Origin of the sequence: Williamsoniiplasma lucivorax ATCC 49196 (genome assembly GCF_000518285.1) — a bacterium.
Taxonomy (GTDB): Bacteria; Bacillota_I; Bacilli_A; order Mycoplasmatales; family Mycoplasmataceae; genus Williamsoniiplasma; species Williamsoniiplasma lucivorax.
This window is the reverse complement of the sequence record NZ_JADH01000015.1, coordinates 16,855-35,111: the sequence shown is the minus strand read 5'-3', so window position 1 is coordinate 35,111 and position 18,257 is coordinate 16,855. Positions and strand designations below refer to the sequence as shown.

The following is an 18,257-nucleotide window of genomic DNA, read 5'->3' as shown; positions in this document are numbered from 1 at the left end:
TCTGCACTGGCTCACTTTTATATAATGTTTGAAGGGAGGGTCGTAATTGAATAATGAGTAAAAATGAATTTACACAAAAATCCGTAAAGACCCCATTATTCATTTTAGCTTTAATATTTTTAATCTTTTTCTTTATTAGTCAACAAATTATTTTAATGCATCAACAAACTTTGTATTATTTAAAATCTTTAGGTGTCAATAATTCTGAATTATCAATTTTAACTACCCTTTCATTATGTGCTCCAGTTGTGGTTGGTTTTATTGGATCAATTTTTGTATCCTTGCTCTTGCAAAACATTATCATGGAAGTGACTTATGATAATTTAATTTTTTATCACCCCTTCTTTACTATTGAACCGATGTTGTTTTTACCATTAATTATTTTATTTGTGATTAATGTTATTGGGTTTTATTTAGTTAATATTTTTATTATTAAATCCAAAGTGTTAAAAACATCTGGCATGGGTGCAATTAAAGGCATTTCAACTTTTCAACAAAAGTTGAAATGAACAACCGGCAAATTAAATAGTAAAACAAGGATTGGTTTTGCCTTTGCTTTTAAAAATGTTTATAAAAATTTCGTTTCCTATCTTTTTTTAACTTTGGCTTTTACGGTTTTGTTTTTTGCCTTGCAATTTAATGGTTCCATTTGAGGAGCTGTTAAAAGTTATGAAAATTGACATGCACCTTTTAAATCAATTAAACTCAATCATGCTTTACCTTTGTTTAATGTTGTTCATCAAAATAAAGAATTTAGTGTCGATAATTCTCCAAAAATTATCGATTCTTATCAAACTATTTCCCAAGAAGAGTTGAATCAGTTAATTCCATTAGATTTAGCCTTTTGGCAAAACACCGACGAAGATGACATTATCAACACTCTAACAACAAAAATGGACGAAACATATTTGCCAAAAGAAACGGTTAAAGCGATGATGCAAAAGATGATAGATATCATTAATGAAGATAACCCAGCAAAACCCAAGAATGGCAATGACAAGTCAAAAAGTGATGGTATAAAAACTATCATTGAAGAATTATTGGGTAAACTTATTAAACTAAAAAAAATCAATCCAGAATTTGATGGTTTAAATGTTGTTTTTGGTAAAGTTGTTAAGCCTAATAACAGCAAAAATGAGATGGGAGTTTATGCAACTAAAGCTTGACATGCCAAATCAGCTCGAAAAATAAATCTTATTGGTTTTGAAAATGATGACCATTCATACAAACATTTTCAGTATGATCAAAATGAACAACCAATTATCTCAAGACAATTAAAAACTAATGAACCTGAAATTGTAAATTTGGCGCTTAAAGCAAACATTTCTCAAACCCTTGCTAAGCGAACAAATATAAAATCAGGTGATGAAATTAGTTTAGAGTTAAAAAACATCGGTCTAGAAAGAATTGATCAACGGGATGACGTGATTTCTCATGGAATTTCTCCAAAAATTATTTTGCAAGTTGATCAAATAGTTGAAGAAGAAACTATTTTAGAAAATGTTTATGTGCCACAAACTGCTTTATTTAAATATTTAGCATTAACAACTAATCAGTTGGATACGATGAGTGGTATTTTAAAAGAACAATATCAAATGATTGCTGATGATATGCCGGATCAATATGTGAGCAATTCATATTATTCAAGCAAAAGATTACCAACACAATTAGAATATTTCACATTACCGATTTTGAAGCAAACAAACAAAACTTCAGACAAACAAGCAGATAATGATCCTAATCAGGTTGGGAGTCACATTTTAGATTATTATGCAAAAGAAGATTCCAAAAAATATCTGCAAAGTGCTACTAGTGATTTATTAATTTTTGATCTTGTGACTCAAAAACTCTATCCAAGCGTTGCTCCCATGTTAGGAATTTTAAATAATGCTATTGCTTTTTCGATTGCTATTGCATTGGTCATTTCTTTAATTATTACTATTTTGGCGCTTTTAGAAAACAAAAAAGTAATTCTCTTGTTTAAAGCGATTGGTTATTCAAAACGAGAAATCAATTTATATTTAATTAGTGGTTATCTAGTCTCGATCATTCTAGCAGCCATGACTGCTGTCGGGATTTCTACATTACTCTTAAATAAAGTTGGTATGCAATTTATGCATGCTGTGTCAATTAAGATGGACTTAAACTTTGCTTGGCATTTAGACTTTATTTTTACGGCTATTTTAGCAGTTGTTTGGTTCTTCTGTTTAATTAGTTGAACAATCACCATTTATAGCCGAAAACAACAACCTAAAAATGCTTTTGCAGTTTTATAGTAATTTATTTTATAAAAATGGTTTTAAAAATTTATATTTAAAAATTCTATTATTCTCAATAGAATTTTTCTTTTTTGGGTATAATATCAAATTAAAGAAGGGGTTTTTTCATGAAATTGAGATTATTTTTTAAACAAACTTTAAAAGATTTCTTAGGTCATTGGCCTTTGTATCTTTCATTTACCTTATTTTTTATTTTGGCAATTTCCTTATCTTTAGGTTTGATTTCTTTTGTTTCGCTTTATATCTCAGATATTAGTACAACTGTTCACCAAAACAGATTGGTTAATGCACGTTTTTCACCACAAAGATATTTATTTGATGAACCAGAGTTGGATCCCAAATATCAAACATCATTTATTCAACAAGAACGCACCAGTCAACCAATGTTTAATTTTTTTTTGAGTGTTGTTAATGCAAATAAAGAAGAATTTAATCAACGTGTTAGCCCACATTTCCGAACAGAAATTGAACCAATTGGCAAAGACCTTTATAAATATTTTGCTTTTTTTAGTGGTAATATTACCCCTCTTTCTAAAAGTGCTTTTACTAAAAATCCATACTTATTAACATTGAAAACTTTAGCCCCATCCCCAAAAACACCAACAAATGAGCTAAATATTTTCATTGAATGAATCAGTAATCTCTTTAAACGCAATTTTAAAACAAATAATATTCAAATAGCATTTATTATTAATGAGTATTTGCAGCAACCAGAAAATAAGCAAAAATTTTCCTTTCAATTAGAAAGAAATTATACTCATCATTTGCGACTTGAAGGTAGTGATGAAAAATTAAATGCTGAAGTTTTAGCAACTAATACATGAATGAAAGATATTTATGAAGGTTTTTATGGCGATGATATTGCTGAAACAATCGGTGTTGGTTCAGAGGCTAAAATGCCTAATTCAAGATTATTTTATGAAAATGATTTTAATAAAATTGTTTATAAAAGCTCAGTTGATTTTTCAAGCAAAGAATATGAAGACTATTTGAAAAAAGATAGTGATAAATATGGAATGTTTTTTTACACCCAACAAAAAACAGCCAACAAACTTAACTTGAAATTAGGTGAAACTTATCAAGTTAAAATGGGTGATAAAGAGGATGCTATAATATACAATTTGCTTTATGCTGGTACCAATATTAATGCAAGTAATATCTTTATTAGACCAAATTTATTACAATTTTACTTACCGGTGCAAACAATTAATAAAATGTCTTTTGAACTTTGAAAATCTATTCAATCTTTTCCTGAAGATGTTTATTGATATATGTCCAAAACCTTCAATTTAAATAAATTCCCATTGAGATTTTTAGACCAAACTTCTATCGCGGGAGGACAAAAAGAATTTTCAGAATGATTTCAAGAAAAAATGATGTCAAAAGTTAGTTGAGATCAAAATGTGGAATTACAAACCTCAACTTATTGAGAAAAATATGAAACTACTAAAACATTGATGACGACATACAACATCTTTATTGTTTTAACATTTGTGATTGCTTCATTGATTTTAATTCTACTATTTGTCATTTTCTTCTTTATTAGTCAACAAATAATTTTATTACAACGCAAAACATTATTTTTCTTAAAATCTTTAGGAGTTAACAATGCCGAATTATCTCTATTAACAACTTTGGCGTTGGTTGTACCACTTTCGTGTGGAATAATCTTGAGTGCTTTCCTTTCTTTTAGCATTCAAGACCTGATTATGAGTATTTCTTATCAACATTTGAATTTTTATCATGGGTTCTGAGCTGGTGGATTTGTTTTCTTGGGAATTTTTGTTGCTTTAATTGCAATTAATGTTGCCGCTTTCTTTGCAATTAATTGAAGTATTATTAAATCCAAATTATTAAGTAGTCAAACTATGGGTGTTGGTAAATCAATTTCCAGATTACATATGAGATTAAAAATTCTCACCCGTGGATTAAATGGTAAAGCCCGAATTGGCATCACTTTTATTTTTAAAAATGTTTATAAAAATTCGATTTCCTATTTAATTCTAACGATTGCTTTTACAGTCATTTTGTTTGCATTTCAATTTTCAAGCTCTTTACCAAAATCGATTAAGCAATATGAAAATTGAAATGCTCCATACAAATCAATTATTTTTAATCGTTCATTACCACTATTTAGTATGAATCAACTACCAAGTGAACGTTCGCACAATCCTGACTATCAGCCAGTTAGAGCGTATAAAGTGATTGATCCGAGTGATATTGATTCTAAAAAAGCGATTGATCTTTATGAATTACCCCTTGGTAAAATTATGAAAATTTTTCAAGGTGGATTAAAAGACCGTTACATTCCCAAAACAGTCGTTAATCGTTTTGTAGAAGATATGATCAAAAATCCAGAAAGCCAAGAACGCTTGATGGAAAAAATCAAAGAAATTTTACAAAATATTTATCGAATGAGTCCAGAAGATGCTCAAGAATTTGTTGATGGACTTAATGAGATGATCAATCGATTAATTAAAATGAAAAAAGAACAACCTTGATTTGACGGAATTAATATTATGTTTGGTAACATTGTTGGTCAAAACAAAGCTCAATCAATGCAAAGTGGTAAACAATGGGGTGTATATGCAAGTAATGCTACTGACCAAACTATTGGTTTAGGTTTGAATTTCATGGCCTTTGAAAACGATCAAGATTCACACCAACATTTTCACTATGATTCATCCACTGAAAAGGACATTGTCAATGGTAAGTACAATGAGAAAGTGTTAAAAGTCAACATTTCTAAACATTATGCAGATTATGCCCACTTAAAACCAGGCGATGAATTTCCAATTACTTTAGATGGATTACCTTCAATTGGGATTAGCCGTTGAAACTCTGCGACCAGATATTTAATCAGCAATACTTTACATTTAAAAGTAAATAAAATCATTGTTGAAGATGGGATTCAATTATCTGTTTATGTTGCCCAAGCAAGTTTGTTTAAATACTTGTCTTTAATTACGAACACTAACCGAAATTCTGTTGCTCACCAAACTTTAGCTGAATATTATAAACAGATTTATGAAAAAATTAGAGATCATCAACCAACAGGCATTAGTAATTCTTATTTTTCACAAAATGAGATCCCAATGCAAATGGAATATTTAACTTTACCAATTTTTAGTGAACACGATCATGCTAAGCCTGGTGGTTTCATTCAAGATTATTTTGGTAATCAAACCAATAACATTTCCAGATATATGACTAGTTTGATGAGCAATGCCTTCCAATTTAATATTGCAACTAAACAACTTGAAACACTCACTAGACCATTTATGGGCATCATTATGATTGCAATCGCTTTAAGTAGTGTGATTGCTGTGATTATTTCACTCATTATTACGATTTTAGCCTTGCTAGAAAACCGTGAAATTATTTTATTATTTAAAGCAATGGGATATTGTAAAAATGATATTAATATGTATTTAATTAGTGGTTACTTCCTCTCATCACTACTCGCTATTTTAACAAGCATTTTAGTATCATGAATTATTTTAACCAAGGTTTCTGAATTTATGTATGCCAATATTGGTTTGGCAGCTCCATTTGTTTGAAGTGGTGAATTCGTGGCAATTGCATTAGCGAGTGTCATAGCATTCTCATGTTTAGTTGGTGTGGCAATTTATTTTTACACTAAGCAGCAATCGCCAAAAAATGCCTTTGCAGTTTTATAGATAGACTATCCATGTCTTTTTTGAAATGATATAATCAAAAACAATTAAGCATAAAGGAGATATTTAACGATGATTAATTTAAACACAAACCAAGAAGAAATTACTTTAGTTGCCATTAGTGAAAAAAATTTACCCAAATTTGTTTTAGCTGATGATACTAAAACTACATTTATTAGTGGTGAACACAAAATTTATATGGTGTTAAATGAGAAAACAGCTGATCGCCGTAAACAACTAAAAAAAGCATTGACTAATTTTGTAGCAACTAACAAAATGAATGTTAATGTGGACTTAGCTTCATTTTTGGCGATTGCTAAAGAATTAGAACCAAAAATTGTTTTTAACACAATTTTTGAAACTATTGATTTTCATAGTTTTAACAGCTATTCATTAAAAAGTAAAAAAGAAGACAACAAAGTTGTTTATAACTTAATGACTAAAGAAAACTTTACTGAAATTAAAGCAATTCAAGAAATTAAAGCAGAAATGGTGAATTACACTAGAATGTTACAAGACACCCCACCAAACATTGGGACATCAGTTTACTTTGCTAAAAAAATTATTGAAGATGCTAAAAAAATTCCTGGTGTTAAAGCCACAGTTTTAGGAATTAAAGAAGCTAAAGAACTGGGTATGGGACTATTTGTTGGTGTCAATGCTGGTTCATCTGTTGAAGGGCAAGTGGTGATTTTAGAATACACTAGTGATGCTCAATTACCCAAAACTGCACTTGTTGGAAAAGGGATCACTTTTGACTCGGGAGGATATAATTTAAAACCATCACAATTTATGGATGGTATGAAATTTGATATGTCTGGAGCAGCAATTATGCTGTCAACTGTGATGGCTTTAGCTAAAGCCAAAGCCAAAGCAAATGTCGTAGCCATTGGAATGTTTACAGATAACCGCATTGGAGGTAGTGCAACAATGCCTGAATCAGTTTTAACATCAATGAATGGTAAAACTGTTCAAATTGATAACACTGATGCTGAAGGACGTCTAGTTTTAGCTGATGGAATTACTTATGCAATCCGTCAATTAAATGCTGATCGTGTTATTGAAGCCTCAACTTTAACTGGAGCAATTACTATTGCTTTAGGACATTGATTCACTGGTGCTTTTTCAACAAATGATGAATTATATAATGAAGTTGAACAAGCAGCAAAAATTTCAGGTGAAGGCATCTGAAGATTACCTTTAATTGAAGAACATTTAGAAATGATGCAAGCTACTCCAATTGCTGATTTAACTAATTCAGAAAAAGGAAGAGAAGCTGGAAGTTCAACTGCTGCTGCTTTCTTAAATGCCTTTGCTGAAGAAAAACCATATATTCATTTAGATATTGCTGGAACCGCTGATCAAAAAGGTCGTGGAACTGCAATCATGTTAAAAACACTATTTGAAATGTTAAATAAATAATCATTTTAAATCTATAAAGCTATTTGTTTTTTAGTTAAAAACAAACCAATTAAACTAATTTTTATGACTCTAGTAAAACCTTACTAGAGTCATTTTTGCCAATAAATCATCAAAAAACTAAATTTTTACTTATTTTTAGGTGATTTTGCTCAATTTTCAGCATTTTTTGGGTTGTTTTTTTAAAATAAATAACATATTATCTCATTATGTTTGGAAAAATGATGTTCATTTAAGAAAAATTATTTTGACAAAAGAAAAGTAAATATTTATTAGAAAAGGAAAATTACAATGAAAAAATTATTAAGTTTATTAGGTTCGCTTGGTATGGTTAGTGTTGCTGCATCAACTGCTATTGCTTGCACTAATAATCAAGAAACTGAAGTACAAGTAACTAACCCAACAGATACTGAAACAGAAACTGAAACAGAAACCGAAACAGAAACTGAAACAGAAACTGAAACAGAAACTGAAACAGAAACTGAAATAGACAACCCACTATTAGAAGAGTTACAAGGAACAGATTTAAAAGCTTTGAATACTAAAATTCAAAAAGCAAATGAATTGATTTCAAAAAGCGGTAAACCATGAGTTGAACATTTACGACAAACTAGAGATGAAGCAAAAGTAGTTTATGACAACCAAAACACTAGAGTTAGTCATCAAAATAATGAAGTTGAATTGGCTAATAAAAAACTATTAAAAGCAATTGTAGGATTTGATCAACTGAATCTAGCTGACACAACTGAGATTGAATTAACATTATGGGATGCAATTCTTTTAGGAGCTTTGCAAAGTAATGGCAAACCAGAATTGTTTAAAATCATGCAAGATAAACACTTAGAAGTTATTTTATTGCTTTATTCAGCACCATCAAAGAATCTTCAAGAATACATTAATCAACTTAATAGTAAACTATTAGAAGCGATGATTAATTTTGAACCCAATTATAAAGAAATACTTAACCCCAAGCTTAATTAAAATCTATAATTTATTAAAAATGCTAGCAAATGTTAGCATTTTTAATTTACTTTTTAAAACATGCCTCATTTCAAAAAATTTCTTTTTATTGGCAATAAATAATTTTATTGAAATACAAGGAATATAATTATTTTAAATTAGTGGATTATTTAATCTACAAACTGAATAACCCACTTTGAAGGGAGAAAAACATGATGAATATGGCTGAATCAAAAATTTGCGGATTGTGTAAAAAAGTACATGCAAATAGTTCAACAAAATGTGCAAGTTCTGAAAAAAAACACGACGACAAAAAGAAAAAATAATAACGTTAATTTTTAACGATTTAATATTTTAAATTTCATCTTGTAAGTGGTTATGACTATTGAATGCAATAGTTTTAGACCACTTTTTCTATGCCTGAATATTTTTTATTATTGAGTTGAAGTTTGTTTGGTAAAATTAAGAGAATGGAGGTGTTATGATGAAATTAACAACATGAACTTTATATAATGCAAAAAAAATGCATGATATTGAAGGTAAAAATATTTTAAGTGGAAATTTTCCCTTTCTTTTGGTGAGACCAGATCCGAATAAACCTGGTCAACATTTAGGGCTAGGAATTGATGCCAAATACTTTGCATCAATTATTTCTGATTTGGTCAATCGCGACATGAATGAACAAGCACTTTATGATGTTTTTAAAGATAAATTAGGGATTGTTGAAACTAAAGATTTAGATGTTTTAACAGTTAATGATGAACCATGATCAGATAAACCAATTAACAGTACTAATATTCAAATATTAATTGATATTTATAATATTTTAGTGAAAAACAAAGCAATCACTTTTGAGACAGAAGCATATTCAACAATTGAAAAAATGAAAGCCATGCAAACTGATGAGTTTATTGAATTCAATATCAAAGCCATGCCAATGCAAAGAATTGTCAATGCGATTAATGCTGGATTACCAGATTTTTACACTAAATTAAAAGAATTAAATCAAGAAATGACACCAGAACAACGTGCACAAAAAATTAATATTTTCTCGATTTTACAAACTAATCTAATTTTATTTTTTGAAGAAGCAACTAAACGTATGGACCAATTAATTGAAGAACAAAATAAAAAAATTGCCGAATTAGAAGAAAAAGCTAAAAAATAAAATTAGAAAGATTAATGATGAAAAGAAAAGATGCCAGCTCAGAATACAAATGAGATTTTTCTCATTTGTATCAAAATGATCAACAATGAAAAAAAGATTTAAAATTAATGGTTGAAAAAGCTGAAGAATATCAGCTTTTTCAAAATCGTTTAAAGCAAAAAGAAGTCTTTTTTCGTTATTTAGCATTAGAACGTGAACTAGAAATCATTCTGGACAAAATGATGATGTATTTACATGATGGTGATACTGATACAGCTAACCAAAACTTTCAAGAACTGGAAGGATTATTGGATAATGAATGTCAAAAGATTACGATTGCCACTGCTTTTATTGAACCAGAACTGAAAGAAGTTGGTGAAGAGACTATTATGATTTTTTTAAATTCAGATCCTGAATATAGTCGATATCAGTATGGATTTAAAAAATTCTTTGAAAATGCCAAGCATTTATTAACAAAACATGATGAAGAATTATTATCTAAAGTTGGGAAAAGCCGTGGTGCGATTCATGCGCTTTATGATACTTTAGCTTCAGCTGATCGTCGTGATGAAGAAGTTGTTTATCAAAATAAACAACAGATTTTAACCCAAAGTTTAATGGCTGAAATTGCTGAAGATACTGATCCAATTCAAGAGCAAGCATACCGTTTAGAAGTGGCTACAATCTTTAATAAAAACTATACTGACCACAAACATTCTTTTGCTTCAATTTATGAAGGGATTTTACAAGGCGATGTGGAAACTGTGCAAATTCGCAACTATGAATCAACTTTACAAGCAAGCTTGAGTGATGATGCAGTGCCAGTAGCTACTTATTTAAAACTTTTAGCAGTCGGGAAAAAATATCATCAAGGATTGCATGAATATGTGCAGTTGGTGAAAGAACATTTCGAAATGGAAAAATTTTATTTAAGTGATTATTCTTTAAAATTAGTTAAAAATTATGACCGTAAGTTTAATGTTGAAGAAGCAAAAACAATCATTCGAGCAGCCTTAAAGATTATGGGTGAAGAGTATATTCAAAAATTAGAAATTGCTTGGTCCAACAACAAAATTGATTATTATGAAGATACAAATAAACGTCATGGTGCCTATTCAACAGGTGGGTCTGGGTTAGACCCAATTATTTTGATGAATTGAGATGATAAATTAGGTTCGGTTAATACTTTAGCTCATGAAATTGGCCATTCAGTCCACACCTTATTTGCTGATCAAACCCAACCTTATCCATTAAATAATTATCCAATTATTGTAGCTGAAGTGGCCTCAACAATTAATGAACATTTATTGTTTGATTATATGTATCAACATGCAGCTCATGATGATGAAAAAATTTATTTACTTCAACATCGCATTAAAGATTTAATTGGGACCTTCACGACCCAAATTCAATATTCAGCCTTTGAATACCAAGCACACCAACTTGTGGAAAATGACCAACCATTAACAGCTGATATTTTGGGCAAGCTATTTGCCCAAACTCGTGCTGAATATGGTTATGATGTGTTTGATCAAGAACCCGACACCCAAGGTCTGACTTATGTTTGGCCTTATATTTCGCACTTCTTTCATTCTCCATATTATGTCTATAAATATGCGATTGATGTGGTGGCTAGTTTTAAATTGTACCAAGATATTCAAGCTGGTAACACTCAAACCACACTTAACTTTTTAAAAGCTGGTGGGTGTCAAGAACCAATGAAGATCATGCTTGATGCAGGTATTGATTTCACCCAAGAAGCGACCTATTTACCTTTAATTAAAGCAATTGATGCTTATCTTCAAGAGTTAAAAATTTTATTAAAAAAATAAAATTTTATGTCAAAACAAGCCAAAAGTGGCTTGTTTTTATTAATTTTAATTTGGAAAATTCTTAAATAAGGATTTATAATTATTTTTGGATAAGAACAAAGCAAGAATGATTAATCACTTGTTTTTATTTTTAAAAGTTAGCTGACTTTTAAAAATAAGACTAAATTTTTGCTTGCAAAAGAACAAAGGGAACAAGCAAATGAAAAAATTAATTAGTTTATTAGGAGGTCTAGGTTTAATCGCTTCAACAATAAGCATCACTTCTCTGGCTGTAATCGGATGTAGTCGAAGTTTACCGCCCAAAATCGATATTCGCACTATCAATTCAGCTATAGAACAAATCATTCTCACCAAAGAAGAATTTTGAACTACTCAAGAATTAGTTGAAAAAATTGGCCAAGAACTTGATGTTCCAAATGCGATGAATATCTCAGAAGAATTTGCAGATACAGAAAAAAAAGTTAAAAAATTTACTTTTACTCCAACAGATTATTCACAATATGTTGGTCAGTTAAGTTTGTATCAAGTTTTAAACAAAACAACAGAAAATCACACAGTCTTTTTAGATGATCTCGGCAAAGCATATTTAATTGCTGAAAGTGCACCTGATAAAACTAAAGAAATTATTCATATTGGTTGAGATACTGAAACCCGCACTGCTCACAAAATGCCAAGTGATCTTATGTTTGCTCCAAGTTATATTAGTTCAAACATTAAAAGTTTGGAAAATTTATTTTCTGGTGTTGCTGAATTTAACGATGACCTTGCTAGTTGAGACACTTCACAAATTGAAAATATGGCATCGATGTTTAATGGGGCTGTCGAATTTAATCAAGACCTAATCACTTGAAATACTGCTAATGTCCAAGACATGTCTAATATGTTTAATTCAGCCATTGCTTTTAATAGTGATATTTCTAATTGAAATACTGGGAAAGTCACAACGATGGAAGGGATGTTTCAAAGTGCGATCGCTTTTAATAGTGATATTTTAACTTGAAACACATCACTGGTAAAAAATATGAGTTTTATGTTTAGTCAAGCGATTTTATTCAACCAAAATTTAACAACCAGCGATAATGCTTGAAACACATCACTTGTTGAAGACATGAATCATATGTTTAATTCAGCAGTTTCATTTAATGGTGATATTTCTAATTGAGTTACTTCAAATGTAACAAACATGAGCTTCATGTTCAGTGATTCAGTTTCATTTAATAATGATATTTCCAAATGAGATACTTCCAGAGTAGAAAATATGGAAAGCATGTTTAAACAAGCCTTATTTTTCAATCAAGATTTAAAAAGTGAAGGTAATGCTTGAAACACAGCGAGAGTAACTAACATGAGTAATATGTTTAATTCAGCCATTAAATTTAATGGTGATATTTCTTCTTGAAATACAACTAACGTTAATAATATGGAAGGGATGTTTAATTATGCGATTTTGTTTAATAAAGATATAGCTAGTTGGGAAACTCAAACAGTCATGAATATGAATTCAATGTTTAATGGAGCACTTTCATTTCGCCAAAACTTATCAAATTGAGAAGTGAGTCAAATTCAAAACTGTACAGATTTTACAAATAATAAAAATTGGAAACAACCACACCAACCTAATTTTAAAATTAACGAACAAGGAAATTAAAAAAAGAATACTTAGTATTCTTCACCTTTTAATAAACGAGTGATGTAATCACCAACACCGCCATTATCATTTGATTTATGGGTAATTCCGTTAGCAATAAATTTTAAAGTGGAAGCCCCGTTTTGCATCGCAATTCCAATTCCAACTTTTCTTAACATTTCAAAATCATTTAATTGATCACCAAAAGCAATCACATCACGAATATCTTTGTTGTAATATTGTGCAAGAATTTCAGCAGCAAAACCTTTATCCACATTTTTGTTAGTTAAAGTTAAAATTGGGTCTTTATCTTTGGTTTTGACCCCATACAAAACACCGCTTTGAATTTTTACAGCATCTTGAAATCTACCCAAACTACGAATCACACGATGTAAATATTTGGTTCCTTTTAATTTCAACACAATGTTAGTGGAAGGACCTTTTCAATTTTCTTGAGGATGGCCAACAATCAAAGTCTCACCAGCATCTTGTTTAATTTCAGATAAGTGGAAGAAGTTTTCTAATTCAGCATCTTTTTTTCAAATTAAGACGCGATCGTAATTTTGCAACATCAAGTTTTCGATAGAATCTTTAATAATTTCATCATTTAAAATTTCCATAATAATGTCATAGTTAATCGAAAAAACTAAACGTTTAAATTCTCTTTTAATGGGATCAGAAATATGTGCGCCATCAAAATTTGTGAGTAAAGTATCTAAACCTAATTCATGATAATATTGCAAAGAAGCACGTACAGGTCGCCCTGTTACAAGACAAACAATATGACCTTGTTTTTGCACTTCGAGCAAAGCTTCTTTGGTTTTGGGATGAATGGTTTTGCCATCATTTTGTAAAGCAGTTCCATCTAAATCAACTAAAATAAGTCGTTTTTTTGATGTCTCAATTTTCATAAATACCTCCTTGGTAATTATTTAGTAGTAAATTTATATACTCAAATATTATAATTTAAAACCACCAAAATTTAGTTTTTTCAGAAACAATTTTGAGATTAAAATGGAAAAATAAAATTTTGTTTAAGGAATTAAAAAACAAATAAGGTAAAATATCAATAAATTAAAAAACCAAGGAGGTTTTTATGAAAAAATTATCATCAAATGAAATTAGACAAATGTGAATTGATTTTTTTCAATCAAAAGAACATCATTTTTTAGCACCAGTTTCATTAATCCCTGTTGAAGATCCATCATTACTATGGATTAATTCTGGTGTGGCGACTTTAAAACCATATTTTGATGGGCGTAAAACACCCCCCTCACCACGTTTAACAAATTCCCAAAAATCTATTCGTACCAATGATATTGAAAATGTTGGGGTGACTGCTCGTCATCAAACCATGTTTGAAATGTTAGGTAATTTTTCAATTGGTGATTACTTCAAAAAAGAAGCCATTGAGTTTGGTTGAGAATTATTAACAAGTGAAAAATGATTTGCCATGGATCCTGAAAAACTGTACATTACAGTTTTCAATGAAGACGAAGAAGCATACAAAATTTGAACTGAGATTATTGGAATTAAACCGGATCATATTTTTAAAGGTGGCAGAGATACCAATTTTTGAGATGTTGGGCAAGGACCATGTGGACCTAATACGGAAATTTTTTATGACCGTGGAATTGAGTGAGACCCACAAAATCTTGGTACTAAATTATTAGCTGAAGATATGGAAAATGATCGTTATATTGAAATTTGAAACATTGTCTTTTCACAATTTAATAATGATGGTCATAATAACTATACAGAATTACCAAGAAAAAATATTGATACGGGTGCTGGTTTGGAACGTGTGGCCTCACTTTGCCAAAACACACCAACTAATTTTGAAACTGATATTTTTTGACCAACAATTCAAGCGATTGAAAAAATGGTTGGTGGTAATTTTCAATATTCAATGGAAAATTATCCTAATCCAAATCCAAAACAAACACGTATTAACACAGCTTTCAAAGTGATTGCCGACCATATTCGTGCTGTGACTTTCGCCATTGCTGATGGGGTGTTTCCTGGAAATAAAGATCGTGGGTACATCATTCGTCGTTTAATTCGTCGTAGTTCAATTTATGGAAGAGAATTAGGGATTAACCACACATTCTTATACCAATTAGTTGACCAAGTGATTGCAAGTATGGGACAATTTTATCCTTATTTAGCAACTAAAAAAGCGATTATTGTGGAAACGATTAAAAATGAAGAAACTAAGTTTTTACAAACACTATCAAAAGGGTTTGATTTGTTAGAAGAAATGATTAAAAAAGAAGGTAAAGTCAGTGCTGAAAATGCGATGCTACTTTTTGAATCATTTGGTTTTCCAATTGAACAATCAATGGAAATTGCTCGTAACAATAATGTTGAAGTTGATTTGCAAGGATTTGAAGCATTGTTAAATCAAGCTAAAGAAAAGGCTCGTAGTGGTCGTAAAGAATTAAAAGCTTGAGATAATCAAAACGAATTATTTACTAAAATGCATGTTGATTCAGAATTTACTGGTTGACAAGAAATGACTCACAAAGATAGTAAAATTGTTTTCATGTTTATTGATGATCAACAAGTTGATGAAATTACTGATACTACCGGATACATCATTTTAGATAAAACACCATTCTATGCGGAAAAAGGTGGGCAAGCTGCCGATCATGGAACTATTCAAGGATTAAAAGGGATGGGAGTTGTTGATGATGTTCAACAAGGACCATTAGGACAAAACATTCATCGTGTTAATGTTGAAGGAACATTAAGCATGCATGATTTAGTAGAGGCAAATGTGGACCAAGAAAAACGCATTTACACCATGAAAAACCACTCTGGAACACATATGATTCATGCTGCTTTGCGTGAAGTGTTAGGTGATTTAGTCATGCAATCAGGTTCATATAATGATGAATTTGGTTTACGTATGGACTTTACTTTTAATCGTAATATCACCCCTGAAGAATTAATCACCACCCAAAATTTAGTTCTTAAAAAAATTAAAGCAGCGATTAAAAGAGAAGTACATTTCGTTTCAATGCAAGAAGCAGTTGATAAATATCATGCCCTAGCGTTCTTTACAGAAAAATATGATGAAATTGTGCGTGTTGTCCAATTTGGTGATTTCTCATCAGAACTTTGTGGTGGAACTCATGTTGAAAATACCCAAGTGATTGAAGATTTTGTCATTACTGGGATTGAGTCAAAAGGTAGTGGAGTTTTCCGTATTAAATGTTTAACTTCATTTAAAACAGTCGCTCAATATTATGAACAACAATGAAGTGAACAATTAGAAAATGCTCGTGGATTGATGAATAAATATCACCAATTAAAAGGTAGTGAAACTGCTGCTGAAATTGAAGCAATGTTTGAATTAATTGAAAACTTTAAAATGGATCGTCAACAAATCCAAGAATTCAAAAATATGGTGTGAGAATTCCAACAAAAAGTTTATTTCTTTGAAAAGCAAGTAGCTTTGAAAAATTCTAATTTAAAATTAGCAGCTTATCAAAATCTTGAACCAAGTATTAATGAAAATGGGATTCAACAAATTAAGGTATATGCTAATGATTTAAATATGCAAGAACTAAAAATGTTAGCTGATCAATTAAGAAATCAATTTGCTGAAGTTATTATCATTTTAATGAGTGAATCTGAGCAAGGGAATTTTATTATTGTCGCTGTTAGTGAAACATTACAAGACAAATATCCAGCTATTGATCTTTTCAAAAATATGCCAGGCATTAAAACTCAAGGTGGAGGAAACAAACACCTTGCACAAGGAAAATTTAACAAATAGGCCAATGCCTATTTGTTTTAAAATGAAAGGGGAATCATGTTATATATTGGTGAACAAGCAGTTTTGATCGAAGTACAAACTAAGGATGACCTTTATTTAATTGGTGATGAAATTTTTGAAGTTTTACCAAATAAAATTGCCAGTGGCATTTTGAGTAGTGCCAACTGAAATCGCGCATTAAGGTATAAAAATAACCACCATGACCAATTTCATCATCTTGGTTATTTTTTAATTCGTTTTGAACTTTATTTAAAAGATCGACAAATTATTTGTTTATCGAAAAATAGTTTTGAACAAAAAATTCTGCAGCAAAATAAATTTCAAAACGAATTCCTCCAAGAAATCTTTACTTTTAGAAACCGTAACTTAAAACATTTTAAACCAAGCACAATCCCAGTGGATGTTGATGACATGAATCTTGTGGATCAAATTAATTTAGATTTTAACCGTGTTTGGATGAGTGATAATTATCAAGTAAATAAGTCAAAATTTAAACTTTATTTTAAAACTGGGCCTTTTGCTTTTGAACAAAATAAACACAATCAAACAATTTATTATTTTGAAAATAAACATTTTCAAAATTGAGATTTAATTGATTTTAAAACCAGTCTTTTTTACTTGCAAGGAAGCTTTGGTTTAAATGTGCAAGCACATTTAATTTTGGAAAAAGAAAACAAACAACTGGCTCAAGAAATTATGGAACAATTAGTTAATGAAATTAAAAACTCCCAAACCATCAAGACTAATTTAAAACCATGACATTTATATAATGTCACTCAAGATGAGCAAATTATTATCGCAACCCTTAATGAGTTGGGGAAACAATTGGAATATACAGAATTAATTGATTATTTGAATCAACTTTTTAAAACTCTTAAAATTAATTATTTTCCTTTACTTTTCGCCAATCCAGAAATTCAAAAGATCTTTACAAAAACAGCCAAAACTGAAGCAAGCCAAAGCGATTTACAAAAAAATATTGCTCGCTTTAATTGCACCAAAAAACCAAACTTGCATCTTTAAATAAAAATAAATATTGATAAGTCTAAATATAGATAATTATCTATGTTTATGTTATTATGTTCATGTTAGGAGGAATTATATGGAATACAATTATGATGATTATGCTTTGATGTTTAAAGTTTTATCTGATCCAACCAGATTAAAAATTGTTGAATTATTAACATCAAAGTCATTTGATTGTTTATGTGCGAGAAATTTATTAAAAGAATTGCACATCACCCAACCAACACTTTCTTATCACATGAAATTTTTAGAAGAAGTTGGTTTTGTTAAAGTAATCAAAGAAGGTACTTTAAAAATTTATGATTTTGACCTAACTAAATTTAGCAAATTACGCCACTTTTTAAATGAAGTGGGTAATCAATAGGAGGTTCTTATGTGTCCAGATTGCGGATGCTGCTAGTGCTTGTTTTGCCAACACAAAACAAATCTATGCCAAATAAGTCTTGCTAATAAGACTTTTTTATTTACAAAATAAAAAATTACAACTTTTTAAGGTTGTAATTTTA

At 30.0% G+C, this 18,257-nt stretch carries 11 protein-coding genes; 10 read left to right on the top strand and 1 reads right to left on the bottom strand.

Annotation, left to right across the window (positions count from 1 at the left end):
* Nucleotides 1–53: 53 nt before the first annotated feature.
* The 7 genes from P695_RS0104160 to P695_RS05915 all read left to right on the top strand — a co-directional run bounded on the left by P695_RS0104160 (nt 54) and on the right by P695_RS05915 (nt 12,962).
* Nucleotides 54–2,276, top strand: coding sequence for an ABC transporter permease (locus P695_RS0104160; protein ID WP_028126989.1), 2,223 nt, complete (start codon nt 54–56; stop codon nt 2,274–2,276).
* Between the two features lie 110 nt (nt 2,277–2,386).
* Nucleotides 2,387–5,959, top strand: a complete 3,573-nt coding sequence (locus tag P695_RS0104155; RefSeq protein WP_028126988.1) for an ABC transporter permease — start codon at nt 2,387–2,389, stop codon at nt 5,957–5,959.
* A gap of 69 nt (nt 5,960–6,028) precedes the next feature.
* On the top strand, nt 6,029–7,378 hold the full coding sequence (locus tag P695_RS0104150) for a M17 family metallopeptidase (RefSeq protein WP_028126987.1): 1,350 nt from the start codon (nt 6,029–6,031) through the stop codon (nt 7,376–7,378).
* 288 nt (nt 7,379–7,666) lie between these two features.
* Entirely contained in the window at nt 7,667–8,356 is a 690-nt protein-coding gene (locus P695_RS06190) for a lipoprotein (protein ID WP_035026514.1), read from the top strand.
* Between the two features lie 463 nt (nt 8,357–8,819).
* A complete protein-coding gene (locus P695_RS0104135; RefSeq protein ID WP_028126986.1) occupies nt 8,820–9,503 on the top strand; it encodes a hypothetical protein in 684 nt (227 codons plus the stop codon).
* Between the two features lie 17 nt (nt 9,504–9,520).
* On the top strand, nt 9,521–11,314 hold the full coding sequence (gene pepF, locus P695_RS0104130) for an oligoendopeptidase F (protein WP_028126985.1): 1,794 nt from the start codon (nt 9,521–9,523) through the stop codon (nt 11,312–11,314).
* A gap of 199 nt (nt 11,315–11,513) precedes the next feature.
* Entirely contained in the window at nt 11,514–12,962 is a 1,449-nt protein-coding gene (locus P695_RS05915; protein ID WP_051437390.1) for a BspA family leucine-rich repeat surface protein, read from the top strand.
* Nucleotides 12,963–12,973: 11 nt separating this feature from the next.
* Here the strand turns inward: P695_RS05915 and P695_RS0104120 are convergent, their stop codons facing one another.
* Complete coding sequence (locus tag P695_RS0104120) at nt 12,974–13,852, bottom strand: Cof-type HAD-IIB family hydrolase (protein ID WP_028126984.1); 879 nt, start codon at nt 13,850–13,852, stop codon at nt 12,974–12,976.
* A 185-nt stretch (nt 13,853–14,037) separates the two neighbouring features.
* On the opposite strand from P695_RS0104120, the gene alaS reads away from it, so the two are divergent.
* From alaS to P695_RS05600, 3 genes are all read left to right on the top strand, one after another.
* A complete protein-coding gene (alaS, locus tag P695_RS0104115; RefSeq protein ID WP_028126983.1) occupies nt 14,038–16,725 on the top strand; it encodes an alanine--tRNA ligase in 2,688 nt (895 codons plus the stop codon).
* Between the two features lie 36 nt (nt 16,726–16,761).
* The gene (locus P695_RS0104110; protein ID WP_028126982.1) at nt 16,762–17,748 is read left to right on the top strand and encodes a hypothetical protein; all 987 of its coding nucleotides are present in this window, start codon (nt 16,762–16,764) and stop codon (nt 17,746–17,748) included.
* A gap of 79 nt (nt 17,749–17,827) precedes the next feature.
* A complete protein-coding gene (locus tag P695_RS05600; RefSeq protein ID WP_035026511.1) occupies nt 17,828–18,115 on the top strand; it encodes an ArsR/SmtB family transcription factor in 288 nt (95 codons plus the stop codon).
* Nucleotides 18,116–18,257: the final 142 nt, after the last annotated feature.